The sequence below is a fragment of the Jilunia laotingensis genome, from assembly GCF_014385165.1.
Taxonomy (GTDB): domain Bacteria; phylum Bacteroidota; class Bacteroidia; order Bacteroidales; family Bacteroidaceae; genus Bacteroides; species Bacteroides laotingensis.
This window is the reverse complement of record NZ_JACRTF010000001.1, coordinates 3,861,808-3,879,452: the sequence shown is the minus strand read 5'-3', so window position 1 is coordinate 3,879,452 and position 17,645 is coordinate 3,861,808. Positions and strand designations below refer to the sequence as shown.

The window sequence follows — 17,645 nt, the reverse complement described above, 5'->3', positions numbered from 1 at the left end:
TTGTGTTATACAATCTTGGCTAATGTTGGTATCAGTTCTTTGATTGAATAGCTGGCCACACATGCACTCAACGTTCCACCATCTTCATGTTGAAAATCTGTATCCGGATCTATTCCATCAATACAGATAATAGCCTCTTCGGTAAGTGTATGGTCTGGATTCTGTGCATGATGAACTGTTATTTCCAAACTGCTGTTAAAGGTATCAAGGGTAATCCCTCCTTCCGGGACTGGGCCACTTGCCATTTTCAAAAGTTGAATGGCGAAATCAATAGTATCCTCCTTAGTCATATCAATTGATAACACCTCGTTGTTTTCTACTCGGATACTCCCATTTTCGGAGAGCATAAGACACACGTGTTCGTCTACCGTACCTTGAACACTACTTTTGTCTACATAACCTACTTCAATTTGATGTTTCCCTGTTCCAAATACTGTTTTTTGTTTCATAATTCTGTTCTTTTAAAAATTAATATTGTTTTTACTCTAAAATATCGCTGTATTCTTATCTTGTTTGTGATTTTAGCCATTTTGCTATTCAAATGATACCATTGTTCCACTTTGAAAAGAAAGCGGCTTAAACACAAGCCCTACTTGCTTATGGCATTTGCATATACTTCTGAATCTTCTTTTGTGCGTGTTCACTATCACGAATGCACCAAGCAGTGTCACCGAATTGTGAAGTACTGGGATAAGATTCATAAACTTCTCCGTTCTCGTCTTTATCCAAGTTAGATCGGAACACTTCGAAATATACAATTCCTTCTGGTGTCGTTCTCCGGTAGCAATACATCCGATTACTCTCATTTTTCGATACTAATTCAAAGGTATCACGGTACTTTTTTAATTTGTCCTTCAATGGCGGACGCTTTATACTCTTTAATCTTTCCATATTAAAATAATGTTTTTGTATTAGCCACTTTCTCCGCAAAGACGAGCATCTTATTACCTCGCATGAAAAAGTGGCTTAAATCTATTCTTTCCACACTTCACATATAAAACCTAACTTTCTTAACTCATTCATTCGGTATTCTTGTAATGGTCGAGGCTTTTCACCCGGTCGCTTCACTTCTGCAAAAAAGGCTTTACCATCCTTCAGTACCAATAAATCAGGAATCCCGTTTTTATTCGTGAGAATCAGCTTCACTACGTAATAGCCTTGCGCCTCCAGTCGCTTTATGATACGAGCTTGTATTTTACTTTCCAGTTCTGCCATGACTATCTCGCTTTCTTATTGAACCATGAAAGGGTAAAGTCCTGCTTTCCGTGTACCGCATCCAATATCTTGCTTTCAATGCCACAGTCAGAGCAAAGGAAGTAAACCTCTGCCGGTGCAGTACGTTCTTTCGATACAAGCCTGTTTCGTCCCTGCTCGTATGACAGGAAACTGAACTCCATGTTGAAGAATATAAGCGCATCGGCTGTATCAAGTCGAACTCCTTCACGTGCCCGGCGAACCTGTGAGATAAAAACCTTATCCGTTGATAATTGAAACACTTCCGGGATATCCGTCCAGTTCTGGAAAACAGACTGCAATAACTCCGCTTCCGATTGGTACACATAGAAAAGTGCAACCTTCTTCCCTGCGAACTGCTTACGGACAAATTCAGCTTTGCTTTTGTCAAACGTCAAATGAAGCCCGTTTTCAGCAATTACCGTACCGGATGATAACTGATGTAGTTTGGTGAGTAACTTAGCCGGAGTGTCGCCTAAAATGGCATTGCCATCTATTTCTACCATCAAGTTGTCTCGCAAAGAAGAAATATACTTCCCGGTACATTCATTCATTGGTACTGATAGTATATGCTCGTTTATGTTCACCTCAAATCCGGCTTGTTCCTGTGAGTAGCTGATGAACAAGTCTTTTGTGTCCCGATCTATCTTCGCTTTGTCCGCATGGCTGTAGTCGTTGATGAAATAACCGTTCACTTTCTTCTGCTTCACGTTCACATAAACCTTTGCCCACTTGTAGAAAGTCTTGTACTCTTTCCACGGAGAGGATGAACATACCCAGAATTGATGATATAATTGGCTGTAACTTTCCGGTGATGGTGTGCCGGACAAATACAGTACCGGCAACCCTTCGCAAATGGCTTTTATTTCATTAGCTCGTTTACTTGGTTTAGGATAAGCACCAAGTGAGTGAGCTTCATCAATAATCACAAGATCGTACTTTCCTTTTGCTTTATGACAACTTTCATAGTTAATCACTTCCAGTTTAAAAGACGGCTTCAACGCTTCATAGTCGGCTTTAACACTTGGTATCGCTTTCAACTTGGTAATGAATAATACACTTTCCGCATCGAAGTTATCCGCAGCGGATAATGCAGTGAGACTTTTGCCCGTCCGGCATTCCATTGATAGATAGCAGCAACCAAAAGCGGCCAGTTTATATACCGCTTGTATGGCTATATTATTTTGATATTCTCTTAGTTTCATAATTTAAAAAGGGTTATCATCTGATTTGTTTTCGGTAAATGGCAAAATCGGTCTTTCATTTAACTCGTAGAAATGAGTGGTTGCAGCATTGAAACCAACAATGAACTTAAATACTCCTACATTACGCCCCTTTGCAATATCAATCATAGCAGTTCCATTCGGATTAGTTGACTGAAACGGTTCAGGATAACGCTTGTTATAAACTTCCGGGCGATATAGCAGTATTGTTATGTCGGCAGCTTCGTTTATCTGTCCTGATCCTCGTAATCTGTTGACACTCGGGAGTGGATTCTGATTATCACGTGAAAGCTGCGATAAAGCCAGCACCCAGATGTTAAGCTCTTTGGCTATATTCTTCAATCGTCTGGCGGCTTCTGCTATAGCCTCCTCCACATTGGAACCTTTCTTGTTAATAGTGAGTATTTGCAGATAATCTATGACTACTCCCTGAACATGATATTTAATCACTATCGACCGGATAGAAGCTAGAATAGTCTCTATATTGGAAGTACTTCGATCATCGAAGTAAATGCCTAACTTGGATAAAGATGCTACCGATCTATCAAAACTCCGTATTTGTTCATTCGTCAACTTCTCGTTTGTGAGTGTTGAAACAGGAATGCCGGATTCAATTGCAGCAAGTCGTGTCATGAGTTGCGCACCGCTCATTTCCATTGAGTAGAAAGCTATTTTAGTCCCTGACTTGGCAGCGGTTAAGGCAATGGCATTGGCAAACGCAGTCTTTCCCTGAGAAGATTCAGCAGCACAGACGATCAGATTGGTAGGTTGGAATCCTCCTTTGTCATCAATTTCGTGGAATCCCGTAGGTGTTCCGGGTATGCTGATACTGTTTAGGTTGTCATTTACCCGTTGGTAAACTTCGCTCATGTAATCACCGGCCATCTTGACATGGTTATCCAAGCTTCCAAATATGGAAGATAGTTTATCATTGGCAGATTGAATAACATCCTCTATGTCTTCTGATTCATTGCTGCCATTGGTTACAAGATATTGCCCCATATCATAGATACTTCTACGTTTCTCTAGCTCATTTAGCCTACAAGCGTACTGTACAAGGTCAAACGTGTGATTCTGTGCGATGAAGGCTATGTCATACGGTTTAAACTTTATATTCCGTTTCTTTAGTTCTGGCATGATATTCACTATGTCGGCACGGTCGCCACGGTCAGTCATCGCAAGGATGGCGCAATATACTTCACTATGAAAATCAACATAGAAGCATTTAGGGTTTAATAACTCCCTTACTTGGTGAATAGCATTACGTTCTGACAATAGAGTACCAAGAACACATAACTCACACTCTTTGTCATATAGGTAGTAATTAGCGTTTTTCACTTAACCTCCTTTCCCATGTTCTTAACCTTCCAGCAGTAGACCATGTTTTTTGAAGTTCACAACGCATCTTTGTTTTGGTCTTATCAGGTTCACTCCAATAATCGAAGAAAGCAAAAATCATATCTTTACCGTACTTCTCTACAAAAGGAGTTAATTCCTCTTTGAACTTTTCGGTTCGGTCGGAAAGAGAAATATTTTTCTCTTTTACTATTTTCTCTTTATCTATATTCTTATCCTTATCTACATCCTTATCCTTATTAGCTTTGTTTTTGGTTCGTTTTTGGTTTGAATCCGGTTCGTTTTTGGTTCGTTTTCTTGCATTCTGATTGCCTTTTAGACTTTCAGACGAAGCTCCACCTTTACAACCGTTTTGCCACCGTTTAGTATTAGCGTCAAGGACTGGACGTATAAGAGAAAAAAGAGCTTTGGGAAATCCCGTAAGTTCCGGTTCTTTCATGTCGAGGCTATAATCTGAAATAGCTTCATACATTATAAGCTTATCGGCATCGGAAAGGTCATTCATACTTTCTTTGAATGAACGATAAAAGATGAATGTATCTCTTTGTTTATTCTCACTCATTATTGCCTCCTTTCCCTGCTAACCAGTACGGTTTGCATCCGTTGGATAAACGGCAATCCTCTATTTGCCAACCTTCTTTGTTCCGAAGGACGGAGATATGTTTTCGGGCATCATTCGTCCCTGCCAAAGAATTGAGTTCTTTAGCGGTAAACTTGCCACCGGATGAAAATAATTTTCTGACTGATTGGATAAGTCGTGCGGAATCAGTACTTTTGTTCGTATAATCGTGCCCAAGATATTTGGAGTTGTTCTGTTGGTTTTTCATAGGGCAACTCCTTTCTTATTTGTTGAGGATAATGTCAATTTCAGACTGTTTATACAGTCTTTTGCCTCCAACCTCTACTGGAATCAGATAGCCAGTCTTTGACCACCTCCAGAGAGTTGATCGGTCAACATGTAATTGTTTGCTCGCTTCATCTGGAGTGACATAGGTTTCTTTCTTCTTGGCAAGAATAGTGCTTTCTAATTCTTCTTTAGTAGAACGTATCAGATGATTTGCGAATTGCATCAGGTCATTTGTACCAATCGTTATTGATACATTTGCACCGCTTTGGATAATTTCTTGAATACTCATAACTTTTGCTTTTATGATCTGCCTTTCTCCAATAGGTAGCTACTGCTATTGGTTGTTTGACGAAAGCAAAGTTATGACGTATGTGTTTTATGTGCAACGTATCGCAACACTGTTTTGCGTGTCCAAATCTGCAAATATATTTGTACTTTTGTGGTGCTTTCACAAATATATTTGCAGATTTGGACACGCATCTATGTGTTAAATTTTTCTAATATAGCTTTTAACGTGAAATAATCTGAACTGTTTTCCAGTCGTTTTATATCCGATTGGGCTAAATTTATGGGAGTATAACGCTTATTTACGAACATCAATGGAACTAATATTTTAGCGTAAAACCACATCATTTCGCTTGAAAATAGATATTGTATGAAGTATCTTAATAGCTGTCCGTTCTTCTTCCACATTATAGGTTTATATGGCACATCTTCTTTGTATAGAGGTATACCGAATAGAACTCTAAAATATGCTAAGTTGGTATCATTGGCAACGAAACCGTATTTCTTTAATTCGTTCAATAAAACCGCTGTTTTATCGTTGTTTGATAGTCTTGCAAAGCTGAATGTAGTCCCTGATGTTATTAAGTTGAAATATGAGCGTATATCATGCAATGGTTTTTCTCTCTCTCTTTGCAACAAATGCCTACAATAAAACAAATCTACCTCCATATCATTCTATCATATTTACAAGTTCCTTTTTAATATCATCATCTATCTCTCTACGGTCAGTTCTGGATTTACTTTATATTCTTCACATCCAAATGCTGCACACATAAGTATAAAGCGTTCTTTTATTCCCATATTGGTATATCTATCTACTGCACCGCTATTTTTAGCATGAAGCCCAGCAGCATATTTATTAACTTGCACCTTGTTCATCAAATCGACATGAGTTTTGCGAGCGAGTTTGCTGCTTGCGACTTCATAGATAAATTTATATTCGTTAGTTCCCAATACCGTACTAAACATTGCTACTTTCCGGCTTATCTCACAGTATTCAAGTAGTTTTTTTATCTGATAATTGTACCCAGTCTCACCATTGCCATCAGGATAATAGGGTAATAAAGCACTGTTTGACGGTTCACCTTTATACTTCATAATAATATCATAAGCAATGCGAATAATAGGAGTCTTTATCTCAGTGCGTATAAGTCCATCCTTGTGCGTTTTCTGAGGTAAGTAATGAATGTAAGGTATTCCTTCTTCAATGCCAATATTATCAAAAGTAAACCGTCTAAAGTCTCCAACACGACATCCGAAACAGCATTGCACTATAAATAAGTCTTTTACTCGTTGCAATGATTCCGGACAATCTTTAGTCAAGACTGAATTAAATTCTGCCTTAGTCAGGAAAATCGGTTCATCGTATTGCTGCTTCATTATGGCCTCTTTCTCCTTTCCAATTTTGCGAAATGGAGACACAGGGATAATATCATTACTCTCAAGCTCTACCATGAATGCTTGAAGCAATAGGAGTTTTTCAGCTATTGTATTTTGACTTCTCTCTTTTGATGGTCTATTTCTGCTGTTCATGTCCACATATAATCCCGGATATTTATCCACTAATTTATATTCAGTGCGCAGGAACTCACGAAATTTAAGAATAGTATCTTTATTAAAATCTTCCACTGAACAACCATCAATGCCATTAATGATAAAGAATCGTGTTAGTTCCCGGATAACTACATCATAGTGCTTCTTTCTGCCAGCACCTATAACGCCAGTATCTAACCAACCATTAACATAACGCTGAAACATTTCGCATAGTGATTCTTTTTCGTGCGTGATATTATACTTTCCTGGATGGAGATGTTTATCAATTAGTTCCTCTAACTTCTCACTTGTTAATTCTTTATTTCCTCCATATAGTGACAGGACAAGATTCTTTCTTTCATTGATGGAAGCATTGAATTGAGTTCTTTCCTCTAATTTAATGACACTTTTTGCTTTGTATTGTTCGTTCTTTGCGTCCCAAATATTTGGTAATACCATTATTTCGGATTTATGGAACAATTGTACATTGCGCCCATCGGACAAACGGAATCTTACGTTTACTTCTTTGTCTTTTTTTCCAGTTCTAATAAAGGCTTTTACAGTGGTCATATATTTGCAATTATCGGTTGTGCAAATATACTAATATTGCACAACATATCTGCAATATTGCACAACTAAATAAAATAATATGCAACACTAATTTATTATTTCATACTGATTATCAGTTGTATTAGTTAGAATATTATTTTTTCATATTTCAAAAATCGAATCGCTCCGGAATCACAACTGAAAGCCGTAAAATCTTTGAAATAAGATATTTACGGCTTTTTATTTTATGAAATACCACAAATTGCTTGTATATAGGGGATCAATGTAAAAACGGATCAATGTAAATATGTAATATTATATTTATATTACTTTTTCTCCGCTTTTCCTATCTTTGTATCAATATATCGGCCAAAGGAATATATACCAAGGTTATGAAGAATTAGTATTTGCATTCTCTTTTCTGTCTATTTTCTTTACATATATTAACTGTCGTTTTCTCTAAAGACAAACCGGATTTTCTTATTTTTGTCTCGTTTTTTAAATTTGCAATTTATGAAAGCAACATCTATATATAGTTCATTACTCATTTTAGGACGTGGAATAGGACAGGTAATGTTCCAAAATAACGCTCTGTCCGGTTTATTAATGCTAGTCGGAATATTTTTGAATTCATGGCAAATGGGGGTATTAGCCATAAGTGGAAATATAATAAGTACGCTGACAGCCTGTTTGTCCGGATATGGACGAGATGAAATAAAAAACGGATTATACGGTTTTAACGGCACATTGGTCGGGATAGCTGTCGGAGTCTTTATGCATTTGACCATAAGTGCTTTGATATTGATGGTGATTGCATCATGTATTTCCACTTGGATTGCACGGCTCTTCAACGTGCTGCAGTCACTTCCCGGATTTACCGCCCCCTTTATTCTTGTCGTATGGGTATTATTGGGGTTCTGTACCCTGTTTGCTCCTGACATGCTGTTTGTTTCCAAGACAAAAGTGCTTACCTGTCAGAATATCCATTTTTTTCAAGCTTTCAGCACCGGCATAGGACAAGTCATGTTTCAAGGAAATATCATAACTGGACTCTTTTTTCTTATGGGTATATTTGTCAATTCTCGGAACGCGGCAATCTATACCATATTAGGAGCGCTTCTTCCTATTCTACTTGCTGTATTACTGGGAGTGGACTCCGAATCTTTAAACATAGGATTGATGGGCTATAATGGCGTTTTATGTGCCATAGCTTTGGGAGACAAGACATGGAAAGGTTGTGTGTGGGCATCATGTGCCGTATTGCTATCTGTTATATTACAGATTTTAGGAATATATTTGGGAATCATCACTCTAACTGCACCTTTTGTTTTATCTGTATGGTTGGTAATGGGCATACAAAAAATAATGAAAACATAGCAACATCTAGTTAACAGGAACGGTTTTTATGAAGAAAGCTTGACGAGGAACAAAGATTCCAACTCAACAAGTAAGCCAAAGAAACATGGGAAATTTTTCATTTTGCCATAATCATGCTGAAATTTCTATTGGCATTTGACTGGTTATGTTAAAAATTCAATTAACAATGCAACAAACAATTTATGGGACTGTTCTACATATAAAATCAATCATATGTATATTCCGAAGATTTTAATTGTAGTTACCGGAACACCGACTTTTGCTAATGGAAAACTTGCAACCGGATTATGGCTTAGTGAGTTTGCTCATATCTATCATCGTGCGAAAAATGAGGGCTATGAAATAACGGTGGCTAATCCGAGAGGAGGGAATACGCCTGTCGATCCGGAAAGTTTGAAATCCATCTTTTTAGATGAACTATCCAAGAAATATTGGGAAACTGCCGATTTTAAAGATATGTTGTACCATGCAAAAAGTTTGGATGATGTTTTAAGCCAGCAGTTCGATGTTGTTTATTTAGCTGGTGGACATGGCGCAATGTACGATTTTCCAGACAATACAGTTTTGCAGACTATTATTAGAAACCATTACGAAAGCAATAGAATCGTTTCTGCCATCTGTCACGGTGTAAGTGGGTTGCTGAATGTTGAGCTGTCCGGTGGTGAATATTTAGTTAAAGGCAAAGAACTTACAGGATTCAGCTGGTTTGAGGAAAGCCTTGCCCGGAGAAAAGAAGAAGTACCTTTTGACCTCGAGGCTTTATTGAAGGAAAGAGGAGCCTATTATCAAAAGGCTGTGATACCTATGACTCCTAAAGTCATTGTTGACAATAATTTAATTACAGGACAAAATCCGTTTAGCTCAAAAGAAATGGCAGAGGTGGTTATTCGGCAATTAAATGAAAATTCAACAATAACTAAGCAGTAAGGAACCTCATAGGAAAAAGGAGAAAAGTATTTTAATTAAATTGGAAGCACTATGAATTTAGATGAAATTCTCAATTATCGACGTTCCGTACGAGTGTATGATAAGGGAAAACCAATAGATACAGAAAGGGTGAAACATTGTTTAGAGTTAGCAACATTGGCTCCCAACAGTTCAGATATGCAGTTATGGGAGTTCTATCATATCACAGAACCAGAAATGTTGGTGAAAGTATCCAGAGCCTGCCTCGGACAGAAAGCAGCTACCACAGCTTCACAAATTGTCATTTTCATTGTTCGGTGGGACTGGTACAGAAAACATGCACAGTTCGTATTAGATTTTGAACGAGAAAATGTTTGTCTTAACAGTCCGAAAGAACGACAAGCTAAACGTATCAAGGACCGGGAATTGTACTACGGTGTACTTATGCCATTTGTCTATGCACGTTTTTTCGGGATTTTGGGTTTGTTCAGGAAATTATTGGCTAATGTCATCAGTCTTTTTCGTCCGATGATGCTAGAAGTTTCTGAAAATGATATTCGTGTGACTGCCCATAAATCTTGCGCACTTGCTGCTCAGACCTTTATGATTGCGATGTCAAACGAAGGATATGACACCTGTCCGTTAGAAGGTTTGGATAGCCGTCGCCTGAAAAAAGTGCTAAAGTTACCCCATAGCGCTGAAATTAACATGGCTATTCCTTGTGGAATACGGGATGGCAATAAGGGCATTTGGGGAGTACGGTGTCGGGTACCATTTGATGACGTTTATCGTAAAATTTAATATTTTTCTTTTGATTTCCATTCTTTTTTGCCATCTGTGAATCCTGATGAAGTCTACCTTATTTATTTGAATAAAAGTATTTATTAGGGATAACGAGAATAAATAATGGTATAAAGCATTCATAATCAGTTACTAATTGAATTAGAACTATACTTGATAATATTGAAAGATGAATGTTCGAGTTTCCTTTTATAGGCAGTAGAAAAGTGGGAGATGTTTTTAATCCAACCTCTGGGTAAACATTCAACGGTCCATACTATGATTTCATCCTAAGTTGAAGTTTCAGAGTGTAAATTTAGTCGATGATGAAATAGATTGTTTTCTCTAAAGCTATAGATCCGGTTCTTATCCCTCTTTTTCTATAAAACGAAATAAATAGAATCTTTCCTTAAAAGGTATATAGACAAGTTACATTTTACGGGATATTACTCGTGTTCTCATGCCCTCTGTAATATAGTTTCATCTTTTGGTGATTTTTTTTATAGTGAAAGCATCCATCCTCTCTGCCTCAAAAGGCTTTAACAATGAAGATATTTCTTTTTTGGGTAAAGTTGGGTCTAACCATTTCTCTTCATCTTCTTTTGATAGAATAGCCGGCATTCTATGTTTGGCATTATGGATATAATCTGTAAGGGGATTAGTATCCGTAGTGATAATAGAAAATATTTTTTCATCTTTCAGATAAATGTAATACGGTATCTTCTTTACACCCTCGTGTCTCCATTCAAAATAACCGGTGGAGGGAATCAAACAACGTTTTTTTATTATTGGCTCACGAAATGAAGGTTTCTCAAAAATAGTATCTGCACGAGCATTGAGCGTCATTTTCCTGATTTCTTCAGCTTCTTGTTTTGTTTTTATCCAAAAAGGGATCAGTCCCCCAGTTAAAGACTTGTATTTCATCCGAAGTCGTAACGATAGGATATTGAGGAAAATTAAAAGCATTCACATGATATTGTTCATCGATTATATCTTGAACAATCTCTATTAAACTAGATTTACGACCATAACGGGCAGCCAATTTCATTGACCTTACCGACATGGAATTGTGAAAACACATACTATTTGCAATTGATGGTTATTATTTCATTAATATCAGTTGTATAACAATGAGACAGTTGTTCTTGTTTAAGTCTCCATTCCTGAACTACACCTTGTATAGCTAATTTGATATGACAAGCATAATTTCCATTGATTTTGTCGATAGCCTGCATCAATCTTTCTCTTTTTGCTCTGTTTATGGTATCAAATAATCCCAATTGCGCTACTTCGGTAATTTCTGTAATAATAACTCCTGCTTTTTTATACTGGAAACCTGATATGAAAATGTTCTTCAGCCCTTCCAATGCATAGTGGACAATCTCTAAAGTATCCGCTGTCGGAATAGGTAATTTAACAATCGTATTCCGCCAATATTGCGGTAAATCCTCCCTAAAATTGTTTGTGTGAATAAATATCATAAGTGACATGGCATAAGCATTCTGCTGACGGAGTTTCCTTGCACATGCCGATGCAAAAGTCGCTACTGCTTCAGCCATCGGATCAAAATATTCAATCATTTTACCGAAACTTCTCGATGTACATATTTGCTTTTTTGGGGGAGGCGCCTTTTCCATATCGATACAAGATATGCCTTTAAGCTCTTTCCAAGTACGTTCGCCTACAACAGTCATATTCTTCCGTACCCATGTACCGGATATCTGTGTAAAGTCATAAGCCGTTTTTACCCCCTGCTGTCCCAATTTGGAAGCCTGCTTTTTGCCGATGCCCCATACGTCGGTGATTTCGGTAAGTTGCAATGCACGGATTCGTTTTTCCTCCGTATCGATAATGCATACTTTATCGTATGCAGGATATTTCTTTGCAAATTTATTTGCGATCTTGGCCAATGTCTTAGTGGGAGCGATTCCTAGGGAAACCGGTATACCCGTTCCTTGTGTTACTTTATTCACAATATTTGTTCCTACGTTTGTCAAATTGCGAATACCTTCTAACAGGATAAATGCTTCGTCTGTCGAATAAATTTCGATTTCGGGTACTTGTTCTGTCAGTATGGACATTACCCTTACCGACATATCTCCGTACAGGGCATAGTTCGAGGAAAATACCTTCACATTGTGGGTATGCACTAATTCTTTGATATGAAAAGCCGGGACACCCATTTTGATGCCAATTACCTTTGCCTCGTTACTTCTGGCTATTACACATCCGTCATTGTTTGATAGCACCACAACCGGTTTACCGTTTAATGACGGGTTGAATGCCCGTTCGCAAGATGCATAAAAGTTATTGCAATCGACAAGTCCAAACATTATCTTTTCCTCCGGTTCTTTTTTATAGTGTATGTAACAACGCCCCATACAATGAAGTTATTGTCTTTGGTAACTTTAATCGGTGGATATTCTGAATTTGATGGGACGAGCCACGCTGCATCCGTTTCAAGTCGAACCCGCTTTACTGTAAATTCTCCATCTATAAAGCACACTGCTAAATCATCATCCACCAATTCCAGTGATTTATCGATGACGAGAATGTCACCTTCTTCTATTCCGTCTCCACGCATGGAATCACCTACGATCCGACCATAAAATGTACTTGCCGGATGTTTAACTATTTCCTTGTTCAAATCAATAGCTTGTTCCATATAATCTTGGGCAGGAGAGGGGAAGCCAGCGCGAATGCCTTCATCTGCAAATTGTAAAGGCAAACTGCTGGAAACATCTGTTTTAAATAGTACTATCTTTTTTTTCATGATGTTATCCTTGATTTTTTGGTGATAACAATATTAGGGTTGATTTGATCGGTCTTTAAAGATGTTTACTTTTTACTAACATTACCCGAAAACGATAAGGATAAAAAAACGTATGTTGCGTTGTGTGAAAGAGCCTATAAAAATACAAATAGCTTTGTAAGTCTATCCATTTCTTGTTACATTTGGACGATAAACAATTAAAAAACACATAAAAACCATGAAGAAATTTAGTATTTTAGTTGCTCTGTGCTGCGTCACAGGTAGTATTTTTGCCCAAACAGACCCGAGTCAATTAAAGAAAGAAGGAAACGATGCCCTAAACGCCAAAAACTATGAGGTCGCTTTCACAAAGTATGATTCCTATCTGAAGCAAACGAATGGTACAGATTCAGTAACAGCCTATAATTGTGGCGTTTGCGCTGATAAGACCAAAAGATATGCGGATGCTGCCAAGTATTTTGACATTGCTATCCAAAAAAACTACAATCTAGCCAATGCATATATTGGTAAGGCTGGTGCTTTGAAAGATTTAAAGAAGAATCCAGAATATGTCGAGACCCTTGAAGCTGGTTTAAAAGCTGTTCCGGGCAATAAAACTCTTGAGAAACTTTATGCCATTTATTACTTGAAAGAGGGACAGAAATTCCAAAAAACAGGAAATATTGAAAAGGCAGAAGAGAACTACAAACAAGTTACTACTTTAAGCAGTAAAAAATGGAAGACCGATGCGTTGTATAGTTTAGGTGTGTTATTCTTTAATAATGGTGCAGATATTTTGAAGAAAGCCGCACCTTTGGCTTCAGATGCCGATAAATATGCTGCAGAGAAAGCCAAGGCTGATGCCGACTTTAAGAAAGCAAATGATTATTTGCAGGAAGCTACAACTTTATCTCCAGAGAGACCTGAAATAAAGAAGATGCTTACGCAAGTTCAAGAAAGTATGAAATAAATATTAGTTAGTTTATATACAATTAATGAGACTATTATCTAGAGTCTCGGAAATTAAGATTTATCCTCGTTATGATTTTCTTCGTAACGAGGGTATTTTTTGAAAGCAGATATTCTTATCGTACTTTTATCCAAATTATTCTTCGTCAGATACAAGGCTTACCAGCACATTCTTTCATAATTCATTACCGAGCGAAAACCTACCTTTTTCTTTATTCTCTGTACAAGAGGAGTACATACAGTCCATTTCTCCTTCATGTTAAGCGCATACCACAAGTTTGTGGACGCGATCAATGAAAGAAGTAAATATATGCTTTTACGCGTGTACGTCATATCTACTATCATTCACTGTCTGATGCTTCATATAAATATAGGTTTACCACATCGTAAACATCTATATCAGTTGATGGCAAATGAACTAAAGATACCACATGTGGCGGTTTCTTTTGTTTATATTTTGATCGTTGCTAATTTTGGTATATTAAAAATCCCCAGGAATAGTCATTGGATGGTGGGAAGCTGACATAAAACAACAAGAGTGCCTATGCTCTGATTTTATTTGTGATTTGTTGGGATTGAAGGAACAGTCCATTCATTTTGAGGATTTTCAGAGTTTAATTCGTCAAGACTATAGAGATGACTTTACAATAGCAACACAAAAACTCTTTTCCAGACAATTATTCAACCAAACGCTCCCTTTATGTCTTCCTCAACAGGATGTATGGATGGATATTCGTGCGCGTATCCCACATCCTAATACGGGAAAAATATTCGGTATTGAATTGATAAGAAGGAGGATGTAAGAGGTATCAACCTTTATCAAAATCCCAATATTCCTGATGGCATCAAAGGAAGTGTACGTAACAGAGAGATTGTGGAGTTTACACATTCCTTTTATCACAGTAAGGTTAGAGAAAATAATTATTACCAAACTGAAAAGGTATGGGACAAAAGGAGAAGTATACTAAAATAGCACTGCTATATAATTATTCGGGCACATTTTTTGGATATATCTGCATAATATAGGTAATACCGAGAAAGCGAGCATGGAAAAGCAAATCTGGAGTTTCGAACAGTTTTTTCATACGATTTCTAATTATGCCAAAGTAGGTTACGCTAGATATAACCTTTCTACCCAAAAAGGATATGCCATTCAACAATGGTATGAGAATATGGGAGAAACGAAGATGATCGATCTGAAATACATAATCGGAAAATATGATAATGTACATCCGGATGACCGTAAGAAACTGCTGGATTATTACAGAACGATAGATAAAAATAGTCTCAATGCTTTCCAAACGGAAGTACGTGTGTTACGTCCCGGGACAACTGATAACTGGAACTTGATATGCAAGAATATCATAGCTACGTCTAATTTTCTATATTCATACAGACAAGGAACGTTTGTCGCAAGTATTAATAAACTTCCTTACCAATGCTGATAAGTTTACGGAGAAAGGAAGTATCTGGTTAGGATACCGTTTAATCGAAAAAGAAATTAAGCTCTATTTCTATGTGAAAGACACTAGTAAGGGGATAGAACCGGAGAAGCAAAAAGAGATATTTAAAAGATTCGTGAAATCAAATTCTTTTATACAAGGTACCGGGTTGGGACTTTCTATTTGCGAAACAATTGTAAAAAAATGTGCGGACAATCGGAGTGAATTCTACTTCAGGAATAGGCTCCGAATTTTGGTTTACCATTCCCTATGAACCTGCTTCTAAAGTGCATTAAGAACATTTTTGATAAAAAGAGAAAGAACCGCTCCTGTTTTAAAGCTAGAGCGGTTCTTCTATTATAAAATAGATACTTCTATTATTTCTTCTTTCTTAATACCATTGCCGTGCGTGCGGGAATATAAAGTTTAACCCACTCTTTCTTTTCTTTCTTGTAAAGTGGATCAGGGATCGTAAAATGAGTGACAGTGTCATCAGATAAGCCGTTGCCTCCAAATGCGGGATTATCCGTATTCAGTATTACTTCATATGCACCCGGTGCCACGAGGAATCCATAGTCGGTAAAGGATTGCTTGGGATTGAAGTTGAATACGAATACCAGATCTTTACGTTGATATGCTAATATTTGATCGCCATCGTTATGCCAGATTTCCTGTACGGGCGTAGCCTGAATGTTTTTCACACTCTTGATTACTTTTAGCATTTCTTCGTCGAAATCACCGAGGTAATGATATGCCAGATTCTTATTGTCAACCAGATCCCACTGACGACGGGCATACTTACATGACCAACCGTTTCCTTCACGTGGGAAATCGATCCATTCCGGATGTCCGAATTCATTGCCCATGAAATTTAAGTATCCTCCGTTGATAGTAGATGCCGTCAACAGACGAATCATTTTGTGGAGTGCTATGCCACGGTTGACAGTATAGTTTTCATCACCTTTCTGCATGTGCCAGTACATGTCGGCATCTATCAGACGGAAAATAATCGTTTTATCACCTACTAAAGCCTGATCGTGACTTTCGGCATAGGAAATGGTCTTTTCATCTTGCCGGCGATTAGTAACTTCCCAAAACAAACTGGATGGTTTCCAGTCTTCGTCAATCTTTTCTTTAATGGTTTTGATCCAATAATCAGGGATGTTCATGGCCATGCGATAGTCGAAACCATAACCACCGTCTTCTACTTTAGCAGCAAGCCCCGGCATCCCGGAAACTTCTTCTGCAATAGTGATTGCTTTCGGCTTTACCTGATGTATCAGCTCGTTGGCCAGTGTCAGGTAGCATATGGCATTGTCATCCTGATGCCCGTTGAAGTAATCTCCATAATTGCAGAAAGCTTCTCCTAATCCATGACTATAATAGAGCATAGATGTGACTCCATCGAAACGGAAACCATCGAAATTGAATTCTTCCAACCAGTATTTGCAATTGGACAACAGGAAATGTATCACTTCATTTTTTCCATAGTCAAAACAAAGTGAGTCCCATGCAGGGTGTTCACGACGACCACCGGGATAGAAATATTGGTTAGGGTCACCGGCAAAATTACCTAAACCTTCCACTTCGTTCTTTACTGCATGCGAATGTACGATATCCATAATAACGGCTATACCCATACTGTGCGCAGCATCAATCAGTTCTTTTAATTCCTCGGGGGTACCAAAGCGAGAAGAGGGGGCGAAGAAACTGGATACGTGATAGCCGAAGCTTCCGTAATAGGGATGCTCTTGGATGGCCATAATTTGTATGCAGTTGTATCCTGCTTTTGCGATACGCGGCAGTATCTTTTCACGGAATTCTTTGTACGTTCCTACTTTTTCTTCCTGTTCGGCCATACCAATATGGCACTCGTAGATCAGCAATGGATCCGTAGAGGGTTTAAAGACTTTCTTTTTGAACTTGAAAGGTTTTTCAGGATTCCATACTTGGGCACTGAATATTTTTGTGTTTTCATCCTGTACTACACGATTAGCCCATGCCGGAATGCGTTCTCCCTGACCACCTTCCCAGTAAATTATAAGTTTATAAAGATCACCGTGATGCAATGCATCTGCAGGTAATTTGATTTCCCAATTTCCATTTTTTAGGCGTTTCAGGCTGTACTTTTCTTTCTCTTCCCAATTATTAAATGTACCTACAAGATAAATGTGAGTGGCGTTGGGTGCCCATTCACGGAATACCCATCCTTTGTCCGTGCGATGTAATCCGAAATACAAGTAGCCGGAAGCTAAATCTGACAGGGTTTGTTTACCATTGTTGGTAAGTTCGGCTTCTTTTTCAATAACATGTTGGTGACGGCCGGTGATGGCATCGGCATATGGCTCAAGCCAAGGATCGTTTTTGATCAGATTAAGTGTCTTTTCCATATC

19 protein-coding genes and 2 pseudogenes are annotated in these 17,645 nt (G+C 37.9%); 7 read left to right on the top strand and 14 right to left on the bottom strand.

The genetic code is table 11. The features are described from left to right. Positions 1 to 5: 5 nt before the first annotated feature. The 10 genes from H8744_RS15165 to H8744_RS15120 form a co-directional block, all read right to left on the bottom strand. On the bottom strand, positions 6 to 449 hold the full coding sequence (locus tag H8744_RS15165) for a hypothetical protein (RefSeq protein ID WP_262435640.1): 444 nt from the start codon (positions 447 to 449) through the stop codon (positions 6 to 8). Between the two features lie 148 nt (positions 450 to 597). Next, positions 598 to 891: a hypothetical protein gene (locus H8744_RS15160; RefSeq protein WP_262435639.1), complete on the bottom strand. Its 294-nt coding sequence runs from the start codon at positions 889 to 891 to the stop codon at positions 598 to 600. An 81-nt stretch (positions 892 to 972) separates the two neighbouring features. Then, positions 973 to 1,215 carry a VRR-NUC domain-containing protein gene (locus H8744_RS15155; RefSeq protein ID WP_262435638.1) on the bottom strand — a complete coding sequence of 81 codons (243 nt, stop codon included), beginning with the start codon at positions 1,213 to 1,215 and terminating at the stop codon, positions 973 to 975. Positions 1,216 to 1,217: 2 nt separating this feature from the next. Next, the gene (locus tag H8744_RS15150; protein WP_262435637.1) at positions 1,218 to 2,438 is read right to left on the bottom strand and encodes a DEAD/DEAH box helicase family protein; all 1,221 of its coding nucleotides are present in this window, start codon (positions 2,436 to 2,438) and stop codon (positions 1,218 to 1,220) included. 3 nt (positions 2,439 to 2,441) lie between these two features. Further along, positions 2,442 to 3,794 carry a replicative DNA helicase gene (locus H8744_RS15145; RefSeq protein ID WP_262435636.1) on the bottom strand — a complete coding sequence of 451 codons (1,353 nt, stop codon included), beginning with the start codon at positions 3,792 to 3,794 and terminating at the stop codon, positions 2,442 to 2,444. After that, on the bottom strand, positions 3,781 to 4,374 hold the full coding sequence (locus tag H8744_RS15140) for a DUF6291 domain-containing protein (protein WP_262435635.1): 594 nt from the start codon (positions 4,372 to 4,374) through the stop codon (positions 3,781 to 3,783). The genes H8744_RS15145 and H8744_RS15140 overlap by 14 nt, the downstream gene beginning before the upstream one ends. Continuing rightward, the gene (locus tag H8744_RS15135; RefSeq protein ID WP_262435634.1) at positions 4,367 to 4,639 is read right to left on the bottom strand and encodes a hypothetical protein; all 273 of its coding nucleotides are present in this window, start codon (positions 4,637 to 4,639) and stop codon (positions 4,367 to 4,369) included. The genes H8744_RS15140 and H8744_RS15135 overlap by 8 nt, the downstream gene beginning before the upstream one ends. A 15-nt stretch (positions 4,640 to 4,654) precedes the next feature. Then, positions 4,655 to 4,948 carry a helix-turn-helix domain-containing protein gene (locus H8744_RS15130; RefSeq protein WP_262435633.1) on the bottom strand — a complete coding sequence of 98 codons (294 nt, stop codon included), beginning with the start codon at positions 4,946 to 4,948 and terminating at the stop codon, positions 4,655 to 4,657. Between the two features lie 191 nt (positions 4,949 to 5,139). Continuing rightward, on the bottom strand, positions 5,140 to 5,613 hold the full coding sequence (locus H8744_RS15125) for a hypothetical protein (protein WP_262435632.1): 474 nt from the start codon (positions 5,611 to 5,613) through the stop codon (positions 5,140 to 5,142). Positions 5,614 to 5,655: 42 nt separating this feature from the next. Continuing rightward, the gene (locus tag H8744_RS15120) at positions 5,656 to 7,047 is read right to left on the bottom strand and encodes a site-specific integrase (protein WP_262435631.1); all 1,392 of its coding nucleotides are present in this window, start codon (positions 7,045 to 7,047) and stop codon (positions 5,656 to 5,658) included. A gap of 492 nt (positions 7,048 to 7,539) precedes the next feature. Here H8744_RS15120 and H8744_RS15115 point away from each other — a divergent pair, with 492 nt between their 5' ends. From H8744_RS15115 to H8744_RS15105, 3 genes are all read left to right on the top strand, one after another. Beyond that, positions 7,540 to 8,403: an urea transporter gene (locus H8744_RS15115; protein WP_262435630.1), complete on the top strand. Its 864-nt coding sequence runs from the start codon at positions 7,540 to 7,542 to the stop codon at positions 8,401 to 8,403. A gap of 213 nt (positions 8,404 to 8,616) precedes the next feature. Then, entirely contained in the window at positions 8,617 to 9,330 is a 714-nt protein-coding gene (locus H8744_RS15110; RefSeq protein WP_305067515.1) for a type 1 glutamine amidotransferase domain-containing protein, read from the top strand. A 51-nt stretch (positions 9,331 to 9,381) separates the two neighbouring features. Continuing rightward, positions 9,382 to 10,110, top strand: coding sequence for a nitroreductase family protein (locus tag H8744_RS15105; RefSeq protein WP_262435628.1), 729 nt, complete (start codon positions 9,382 to 9,384; stop codon positions 10,108 to 10,110). 459 nt (positions 10,111 to 10,569) lie between these two features. Here the strand turns inward: H8744_RS15105 and H8744_RS15100 are convergent, their stop codons facing one another. The 3 genes from H8744_RS15100 to H8744_RS15090 all read right to left on the bottom strand — a co-directional run bounded on the left by H8744_RS15100 (position 10,570) and on the right by H8744_RS15090 (position 12,862). Beyond that, entirely contained in the window at positions 10,570 to 11,013 is a 444-nt protein-coding gene (locus H8744_RS15100; protein WP_262435627.1) for an SOS response-associated peptidase, read from the bottom strand. Between the two features lie 158 nt (positions 11,014 to 11,171). After that, positions 11,172 to 12,422: a Y-family DNA polymerase gene (locus tag H8744_RS15095; protein ID WP_262435626.1), complete on the bottom strand. Its 1,251-nt coding sequence runs from the start codon at positions 12,420 to 12,422 to the stop codon at positions 11,172 to 11,174. Further along, positions 12,422 to 12,862, bottom strand: coding sequence for a LexA family protein (locus tag H8744_RS15090; RefSeq protein ID WP_262435625.1), 441 nt, complete (start codon positions 12,860 to 12,862; stop codon positions 12,422 to 12,424). Before H8744_RS15090 ends, H8744_RS15095 begins: the two co-directional genes overlap by 1 nt. 217 nt (positions 12,863 to 13,079) lie before the next feature. Here H8744_RS15090 and H8744_RS15085 point away from each other — a divergent pair, with 217 nt between their 5' ends. From H8744_RS15085 to H8744_RS18935, 4 genes and pseudogenes are all read left to right on the top strand, one after another. Then, positions 13,080 to 13,811, top strand: a complete 732-nt coding sequence (locus tag H8744_RS15085; RefSeq protein ID WP_262435624.1) for a hypothetical protein — start codon at positions 13,080 to 13,082, stop codon at positions 13,809 to 13,811. Positions 13,812 to 14,120: 309 nt separating this feature from the next. Next, a pseudogene (locus H8744_RS18940) lies at positions 14,121 to 14,315 on the top strand (UDP-GlcNAc--UDP-phosphate GlcNAc-1-phosphate transferase); the annotation flags it as partial. A gap of 541 nt (positions 14,316 to 14,856) precedes the next feature. Then, positions 14,857 to 15,255, top strand: a complete 399-nt coding sequence (locus H8744_RS15080) for a PAS domain-containing protein (RefSeq protein ID WP_262435623.1) — start codon at positions 14,857 to 14,859, stop codon at positions 15,253 to 15,255. Continuing rightward, positions 15,197 to 15,548 (top strand): annotated as a pseudogene (locus H8744_RS18935) (sensor histidine kinase); the annotation flags it as partial. The gene H8744_RS15080 and the pseudogene H8744_RS18935, both read left to right, overlap by 59 nt. Before the next feature lie 81 nt (positions 15,549 to 15,629). Here H8744_RS18935 and H8744_RS15075 read toward each other — a convergent pair. After that, the gene (locus tag H8744_RS15075) at positions 15,630 to 17,642 is read right to left on the bottom strand and encodes an alpha amylase C-terminal domain-containing protein (protein ID WP_262435622.1); all 2,013 of its coding nucleotides are present in this window, start codon (positions 17,640 to 17,642) and stop codon (positions 15,630 to 15,632) included. Between the last annotated feature and the right edge of the window lie 3 nt (positions 17,643 to 17,645).